Source organism: Vibrio sp. V31_P5A7T61 (assembly GCF_009904895.1).
In the GTDB taxonomy this organism is placed as follows: domain Bacteria; phylum Pseudomonadota; class Gammaproteobacteria; order Enterobacterales; family Vibrionaceae; genus Vibrio; species Vibrio metschnikovii.
This window is the reverse complement of the sequence record NZ_WXWI01000051.1, coordinates 102,309-110,024: the sequence shown is the minus strand read 5'-3', so window position 1 is coordinate 110,024 and position 7,716 is coordinate 102,309. Positions and strand designations below refer to the sequence as shown.

General features: G+C 41.5%; 8 protein-coding genes and 2 tRNA genes. 6 read left to right on the top strand and 4 right to left on the bottom strand.

Going from position 1 to position 7,716, the window contains the following annotated elements; genetic code table 11:
- The first annotated feature begins 32 nt into the window (after positions 1 to 32).
- The 4 genes from CAG58_RS11450 (at position 33) to nfsA (ending at position 1,624) form a co-directional block, all read left to right on the top strand.
- A tRNA-Asp gene (locus CAG58_RS11450) sits at positions 33 to 109 on the top strand.
- 49 nt (positions 110 to 158) lie between these two features.
- A tRNA-Trp gene (locus tag CAG58_RS11445) sits at positions 159 to 235 on the top strand.
- A gap of 324 nt (positions 236 to 559) precedes the next feature.
- The gene (locus CAG58_RS11440) at positions 560 to 892 is read left to right on the top strand and encodes a DUF1904 domain-containing protein (RefSeq protein ID WP_154170301.1); all 333 of its coding nucleotides are present in this window, start codon (positions 560 to 562) and stop codon (positions 890 to 892) included.
- 9 nt (positions 893 to 901) lie between these two features.
- Positions 902 to 1,624 (top strand): oxygen-insensitive NADPH nitroreductase, encoded by a 723-nt coding sequence (gene nfsA, locus CAG58_RS11435; RefSeq protein ID WP_158138822.1) that lies wholly within the window; start codon positions 902 to 904, stop codon positions 1,622 to 1,624.
- Positions 1,625 to 1,714: 90 nt separating this feature from the next.
- Here the strand turns inward: nfsA and CAG58_RS11430 are convergent, their stop codons facing one another.
- The 4 genes from CAG58_RS11430 to CAG58_RS11415 are packed head-to-tail and all read right to left on the bottom strand — an operon-like array spanning position 1,715 to position 5,452.
- Positions 1,715 to 3,115: an AmpG family muropeptide MFS transporter gene (locus CAG58_RS11430; RefSeq protein WP_154170303.1), complete on the bottom strand. Its 1,401-nt coding sequence runs from the start codon at positions 3,113 to 3,115 to the stop codon at positions 1,715 to 1,717.
- 50 nt (positions 3,116 to 3,165) lie between these two features.
- A complete protein-coding gene (locus CAG58_RS11425; RefSeq protein ID WP_161426619.1) occupies positions 3,166 to 3,717 on the bottom strand; it encodes a peptidylprolyl isomerase in 552 nt (183 codons plus the stop codon).
- Positions 3,710 to 4,285, bottom strand: a complete 576-nt coding sequence (locus tag CAG58_RS11420; protein ID WP_161426620.1) for a YajG family lipoprotein — start codon at positions 4,283 to 4,285, stop codon at positions 3,710 to 3,712. The genes CAG58_RS11425 and CAG58_RS11420 overlap by 8 nt, the downstream gene beginning before the upstream one ends.
- Before the next feature lie 33 nt (positions 4,286 to 4,318).
- Positions 4,319 to 5,452: a methyltransferase gene (locus CAG58_RS11415; protein ID WP_158138820.1), complete on the bottom strand. Its 1,134-nt coding sequence runs from the start codon at positions 5,450 to 5,452 to the stop codon at positions 4,319 to 4,321.
- A gap of 147 nt (positions 5,453 to 5,599) precedes the next feature.
- On the opposite strand from CAG58_RS11415, the gene bolA reads away from it, so the two are divergent.
- Together bolA and CAG58_RS11405 are read left to right on the top strand one after the other, a co-directional pair.
- The gene (gene bolA, locus CAG58_RS11410; RefSeq protein ID WP_161426621.1) at positions 5,600 to 5,920 is read left to right on the top strand and encodes a transcriptional regulator BolA; all 321 of its coding nucleotides are present in this window, start codon (positions 5,600 to 5,602) and stop codon (positions 5,918 to 5,920) included.
- A 450-nt stretch (positions 5,921 to 6,370) separates the two neighbouring features.
- Positions 6,371 to 7,711, top strand: coding sequence for a Na(+)-translocating NADH-quinone reductase subunit A (locus tag CAG58_RS11405; protein WP_161426622.1), 1,341 nt, complete (start codon positions 6,371 to 6,373; stop codon positions 7,709 to 7,711).
- Positions 7,712 to 7,716 lie beyond the last annotated feature (5 nt).

Sequence of the window (7,716 nt, the reverse complement as noted above, 5' to 3'; positions counted from 1 at the left end):
CAATCAGACTTTATCGAGTAACAAGACAATGTGGAGCGGTAGTTCAGTTGGTTAGAATACCGGCCTGTCACGCCGGGGGTCGCGGGTTCGAGTCCCGTCCGCTCCGCCACTGATAAAGAGCTTTGCTAAACAGCAAGGCTTTAGTTGTAAGATTATTTAGGGGTGTAGCTCCAATTGGTAGAGCAGCGGATTCCAAATCCGCGTGTTGGGAGTTCGAATCTCTCCACCCCTGCCAGATACAAAAGGTCTTAGTCGTTTGACTGAGACCTTTTTTGATCTAGGTACAATATTTTTAAGTTCGGCAGCCTCCAAAGCAGCGGATCCCGCTAATCGCCAAAAGATGCGTGTGTTGGGTGTTAATAGCAAATCGTAAGCCTTAACAGCAATGTTAAGGCTTTTTTATTTTCGGTTATTTACTTATTTGATGACAAAGGCGGATACATGAAAGTCGAAAGTAATCCATATCCTTTCTTTTTATTTAACAGTGGTAAATGATTGGTAGTCTATCGAAGTTCAATTTATAAGCTGTTATGATAAATGACAACAAAAGGAGTAAAGTATGCCACATATTCGATTTCGAGCATTAGAACCGCAAACAGTCCAAGCTTTGTCAGCGACATTAATTAACGAGTTACAGCCTCTAATCAATGCTCCTCGCGAGGACTTCACCTTTGAATATATCTACAGTACTTTCTTCTTTGATGGGGCTGTCAGTCAGGCTTATCCTTTCGTTGAAGTGCTCTGGTTTGATAGAGGACAAAATGTTCAAGACCAAGTCGCATCGGTAATTACCGATCAAGTGCGTCAAGTCTTGAGTAGTCAAGTTGACGTTGCGGTGATATTTACCGCATTAAAACCGAATCACTATTATGATAATGCTCAGCATTATTAAGAGACGTTCATGAATCAAGTTATTGATACCATTACCTCACATCGTTCTATCCGTGCTTTTAAAGATCAACCAATCAGTAAAATACAGTTGGATGCCATTATTGCATCGGGTATCGCTGCCTCTTCTTCGAGTTTATTGCAAGCGGTATCCATTATACGCATTACTGAGCAAGAGAAGCGCCTTAAATTGGCTGAACTTGCGGGTAACCAACCTTATGTCGCTAGCGCCGCCGAATTTTTAGTATTTTGTATTGATTATCAACGTCATTACACGCTTGATAATAACGTGCATCCAGAATTTATGGAGCTGACCCTGATCGGGGCTATTGATGCGGGCATTATGGCACAAAATTGTTTGCTAGCAGCAGAATCGTTGCAATTAGGTGGTGTTTACATCGGGGGATTAAGAAATTCGCCTTATGAGGTTGATCAATTATTAGAATTACCCCCTTATTGTGCAGTGCTTTTTGGCTTGTGTTTAGGTCATCCGGATCAACACCCGCAATTAAAGCCAAGATTAAGTCCAGAAGTGATCGTACATGAAAATGCTTATCAGCCTTTAGAGGTTGGGCGTGTTAAACAGTACGATCAAATTATGCTTGATTACTATCAAACTCGTTCAAGCAATAGTAAGCAACAAGGTTGGTCTGAGCAAACTTGTAATAAATTAGCTCAGGAATCGAGGCCTTATATGCAGGACTATTTTCATTGCAAGGGGTTGGCTAAAAAGTGATCGCTATAATGTCACTCATTACTGCGCTATTGTAAAACACATCGCTAATTGCTCCCTCTAGAAGCTTATATTCTAAGGGAGCCAATTTTATCACTTGCTTTGTTTCTCTGAGCGATCAAGTGAATCAAGTTCTGATAATTGATGCTTTCTTGCCGTGTTGAGCATGTTGTTAAAATAATGACGTAATGAGTACAGCATGAGTAGACTGGGTACGACCATAACTGCAGTTAATACGAAAAATAGTGACCAATTATCAAGATAATCAGCAACTTGACCGCTAAATGAAGCAAGCGTTGTACGGCCAAAGTTGCCTAGTGATGCTAGTAAAGCATATTGAGTAGCGGAAAAAGCTTGCCCTGTCATTACCGTTAAGAAAGAAACGAAAGCTACAGTAGAAAAAGCGGTAGTAAAGTTATCAACAACAATTGTAGCGAGCAGAAGATGTTCATTCGGGCCGACTTCAGCAATCCAAGAGAACATAAGATTACTTGCCGACATCGCTATTCCGCCGATCATTAATCCTTTAATAATGCCAAATCTTACGTTGAACATGCTACCGACAAACGTAAATAGCATAGTTAATCCCCAACCAATCAACTTAGAGTAGTATCCGATTTGTTCATTGGTGAATCCGATATCTTTATAAAAAGCAATCGACATCCTACCCAGAAATGCTTCTCCAATTTTGAACAGAAAGACAAACAGTAATAGAGTGATCGCCACTCGAGTTCCATTTTGGCGGAAAAAATCAATGAAAGGTTCAAATAATGTCACGGTGAGCCATGTCGCGGCTTTAGATTGAATGACTTCACCGTGTCGTAACTCAGCTTGTTGTTGTAATCGATCTCGATGAGACGTTGGTTCGCCGACAAATAAGGTGAACAGCATTAACAATAATACGATTGCCGCCATTCCGTAATAGACTTGGTTCCAACCCACACTATCGGCATTAATAAAAGCAAAGTATCCGGGTAGAGAATATCCAGTCCACCATCCAATCACCGCCATTGCTGAAGCTTGAGGCAACTTTGATTGTTCTGATTTAGGAAAGGTGTCAATGCGAAAAGCATCAATGGCAATATCTTGTGTCGCTGATGCGGTAGCGATCGCCAGAGCAAACATTGATGTTAAAATAAGATTGGTCGCCGGATTAACCCCTGCGATCAGCAACGTAAAAATAAAAACCAGAAGTTGGCAAAACAATATCCAGCTTCGTCTTTGTCCTAGTCTTTTATATAAGAATGGGATTTTTACTCGATCGACTAAAGGTGCCCAAAGAAAATTAATGGCATAGACGGAAAATACGCTACCAAAGTATCCGATAGCGGCTAGAGATAAGCCTGCATCTTTAAGCCATCCAGACATGTTTGAACCGATCAATACCCAAGGGAAGCCACTTGAGCAACCAAGTAGAAATACCCATAAAAGACGACGATCAAGATAACTTTTAATGGTTTGTGACCAAGTAAGATATTGAGTTCCGCTCGGCATGAGCCTTATCCTTACAGAGTTCCCCCTAACTTTAAGTTAGGGGGAAGAAATTAATCAACAATGACTGTCACATTGGTAATGACGATTGGGGTTACAGGGACATCATTCAGATGGCCTATCGTTCGAGTTGGTTGCTTGGCCATCATTTGGATAGTTTCAAAGCCACTGATCACTTTACCAAAAACGGCATAGCCTTCTTGACGTTGGGTGGGATTTAAAAATTGATTATCAGCAAGGTTAATAAAAAATTGTCGTGTGGCAGAATTTGGGTTAGCGGTTCTTGCCATGGCAATTGTTGCCGTATCATTGCGTAGCCCATTATGAGCTTCATTGATAATCGGTGGGTGGGTTTTTAATGGTTCTAATTTGGCGTCAAAGCCTCCACCCTGAGCCATGAACCCAGGGATTACTCGATGGAATTGACTACCGATATAACTACCATCTTGCACATAATGTAAAAAATTTTCACTGGTAATTGGTGCTAATTGTGAATCAAGCTCTACGATGAAATCACCGATAGAGGTCTCAAATTTAACCTGTGGTTCTGCCCATACAGTAATGCTGAACATCGTTAGAATGGCGGCGGCTATTTTTTTAACCATTGAAACGATCCTTCATATAGCTTTGCAACTCGCTATCGTTGGCAATTTCTTTCAGTACTAAATTAACAACATCATTGAATACTCTTTCAATATCTTGATTTGATGCACTTAAAGCAGCGCTTCGCTTCGCTGTACCATGATAACTTTTTACTAGCTTACCTTTAGGCGTTTCGGCGGTTAACTCAAGAGTGACACTGGCGTTCATTTCATGCGAGGTAATTGAGTGTTTGACAGTAACTAACGCCTCTTGAATCTCTAACGCCAGATTGTTTTCACTATTCACCGTTAAACGGAAACCTTGCGAAGCAAACTGTTCAGCTAAAGTATTTTCTAAGGTAATACGTAGATTTTGTTTCGCATGCACTGGCTCAATATGATTGCGTCCACTGTCGACTAATGCCACATACTGCGCAGAACGAACATCTTTGCTGACTAAGGTAAAGCTGACATTGTTAACAATATTGCTGCTACTTAATACTGCTTGAGGCATAAAGTTAATTTGCTCTTGCTTTGGTGCGGCACAAGCGGTTAAGAGTGCAATTGAGGCGGCGATAACCAATTTCTTCATGATCAAATCCTTTGCTGTAGTGAACGGTAATACTTATGACTTAATAGCCTGTAAGATAACAAATTTTGCGTTACTAGCGATAGTTTTCACCTGCGTATTACCAAATAGTCGCTTTAACTTGATATCGTAACCGAGGTGACGGTTACCAATCACTAACAACTTACCCTGTTTAGAAAGAACACGCTTAGCATCACAAAACATCTGCCATGCAATATGATCAGTGATGGCTTGTTGCTGATGGAACGGTGGATTACAAACGATAAACATTGTGCTGTGATCGGGAAAGCCATCTAAACAATTATTCGTCAAACATTCAAAACGATGCTGTGATGATAAATTTTTCTCAAGATTTCGTTTCGCTGACTCCACCGCCATAAAGCTTTCATCAACAGAGATTATTTTGGCTTGTGGGTTCAGTTGCCCGAGTTTGACCGATAAAACGCCGTTGCCGCATCCTAAATCAATAATACTCTCTAAGGTGTCATCTTGAGGTAAATAATCTAAGAGTAAACGCGCGCCTTGATCCAAACGTTCAGCAGAGTAGACATTAGGCAGATTAGTTAATTCAATCGTTTTATCATCAATGCTCCAGCAAATACTTTCTTCTATCGAGGGAAGGGGCTGAACATCGGGCTGAGAAAAGACGAGACGATGTTTTTTCCACGCCAAAGAAGTCTGTGTTTGGCCTAAATATTGTTCAAAAAGTTGTAATGTAGAGGTATGGATTTCTTTTGCTTTATTGACGGCTATTACAGGGCAATGAGCGGGTAAAGAGGCTCTTAATTGGCTCAATTGCCAAATTAAATGACGGTTATTACGAGGAATTTGCATCAATACAAGGTCGATGTTATCCGGGATCGATGCCATCGTATTATCGAGATGAATAGCGGGACAACCATTGGCTTGTAAATTCGCTATCGTAGCTTGTTGGGCAATAAATGAATCACTCAACATAGTGATTTGATGTTCGAAAGACAAATAGCAGCTTAGTGCACCGAAATGATCATTCAGAACAAGAATATGCCGATTAGGTTGTAGATTGAGCGTTTTAAGATGAGAGATCAAATACTCATCACCCGCATCCCAAGCTTGTAGCGTTTCATTACTGCGAATGGGAAATCGATGAAGCGTTAAAGTTCGGTTATCCAAGGTTAATTCTGTTTTCATCTTGTTCGTTAATTATCGATTAAAGAAAGGCGACAACATTGTCTCAAATGGAGAGGGAACAAGAAACCAAAACCTTTTCCTTATCATTAAGCAAGAGTAGAATCGCAGCATCATATAAATGAGACATTGTGCCGTTGAGGACTCATCATGCATCAAGAAACCATCGAAATGAAATTACAGCAGGCTTTTCAACCAGAGCATTTACAAGTGTTGAATGAAAGCTATATGCATAATGTCCCTGCCGGTTCAGAAAGCCACTTTAAAGTCATTATTGTTAGCGATACTTTTGTCGAACAGCGCTTGATTACTCGTCATCGACAAGTTAATCAAGTGTTAAAAGATGAGCTTGCTCACTCTATCCATGCATTAGCTATTCATACTTACACGCCACAAGAATGGAACCAATTGCAAGGTGGGGCTCCTGATAGTCCTATGTGTATGGGCGGTTCTAAAAATGAACTTAAATAAGTGAGTGATCGCCGTTATCAGCCTTTGCGTATTGTATTGTTAAGCAGACCATGGTGGTGCATTTTCTCTACCAATCATCAAATAATTCTGCTCGTAAGTTAACTGACTAAGGTTAACTGTGCGATAGGTCATATTTATGATTATTTATCATTCCTTGCTAGCTATTTCTTGATAAATAAAGCGAATGAAGCGGGGATTGGTCATGGCATCCAGTTCCTAAAAGATGCTAGACTATTGCACCTGACAAATCTCATTACAGACTGGTAATCGGATTTTAAGAAGGATGTTGCGGTTTTGGCATTAACAACAGCCAAAAACGGACACTATCAATGTCGTGTCTAGAGAGCGTTAGATCGTGTTGACTGGCATGTAAGTCAATTAGCCCGTCTCGTTCTCGATTTTACGCAATGAAAGAATCTTTTTCCCAATAAAAAAGTAGTGCAAGTGCGTATGATTACAATAAAAAAGGGTTTGGACCTTCCCATTGCTGGAGCTCCTTCCCAGGTGATTCATGATGGCAAAGCCATCACCAAAGTCGCCTTGCTTGGCGAAGAGTACGTGGGTATGCGTCCAACGATGCATGTTCGCGTGGGTGATGAAGTGAAAAAAGCACAAGTTCTTTTTGAAGATAAGAAGAACCCAGGTGTCGTTTTTACTTCTCCTGTTTGTGGCAAAGTTATTGAAGTTAATCGTGGTGCTAAGCGAGTCCTTCAGTCCGTTGTGATTGAAAAGATGGGCGATGAGCAAATCACCTTCAATAAATTTGACGCGAGCCAGTTAGCGAGTTTAGACCGCGCAGCGGTGACCTCTCAACTTGTCGACTCTGGATTGTGGACAGCCCTACGAACTCGTCCGTTCAGCAAGGTACCAGCCATTAATTCTCACACTAAAGCGATCTTCGTTACGGCCATGGATACCAATCCATTAGCCGCAGAGCCAAGTGTTATCATTAATGAGCAGCCAGAGGCGTTCACTGCAGGTCTAGACGTGCTTTCAGTACTCACTGAAGATAAAGTCTATGTTTGTAAATCGAACGTAAGCTTGCCTCGTTCAGCTCAACAGAATGTGCATGAGCATGTTTTTGATGGCCCACATCCAGCTGGCTTAGTCGGGACGCACATGCATTTCTTGTATCCTGTTAATGCGCAAAATGTGGCATGGAACATCGATTATCAAGACGTAATTGCTATTGGTAAGCTGTTTTTAACCGGTGAACTGTACAATGAACGAGTGATTTCATTGGCGGGGCCAGTGGTGAATAATCCACGTTTGCTACGTACCGTAATGGGCGCAAGTTTGGATGAGCTAACTCATAGTGAATTAATGCAAGGCGATGTACGAGTAATATCAGGCTCCGTATTGTCTGGTACAAAGGCTTCTGGTCCCCATGCTTACCTTGGTCGTTATCATAAGCAAGTCTCCGTTTTGCGTGAAGGCCGAGAAAAAGAACTGTTTGGTTGGGCGATGCCGGGTAAAACCCGCTTCTCTGTGACACGAGCATTCTTAGGTCATTTCTTTAAAGGTCAGTTGTTTAATATGACTACCACCACCAATGGTAGTGATAGAGCAATGGTTCCTATTGGCAACTATGAAAAAGTCATGCCGCTCGATATGGAACCAACATTGCTACTGCGCGATTTGTGTGCGGGTGATACCGATAACGCTCAGCGTTTAGGGGCTCTTGAGTTAGACGAAGAAGATCTCGCGCTGTGCACCTTTGTATGTCCAGGCAAGTATGAATATGGCGCCTTGCTGCGCGAGTGCCTCGACAAGATTGAGAAGGAAGGGTAATTTTC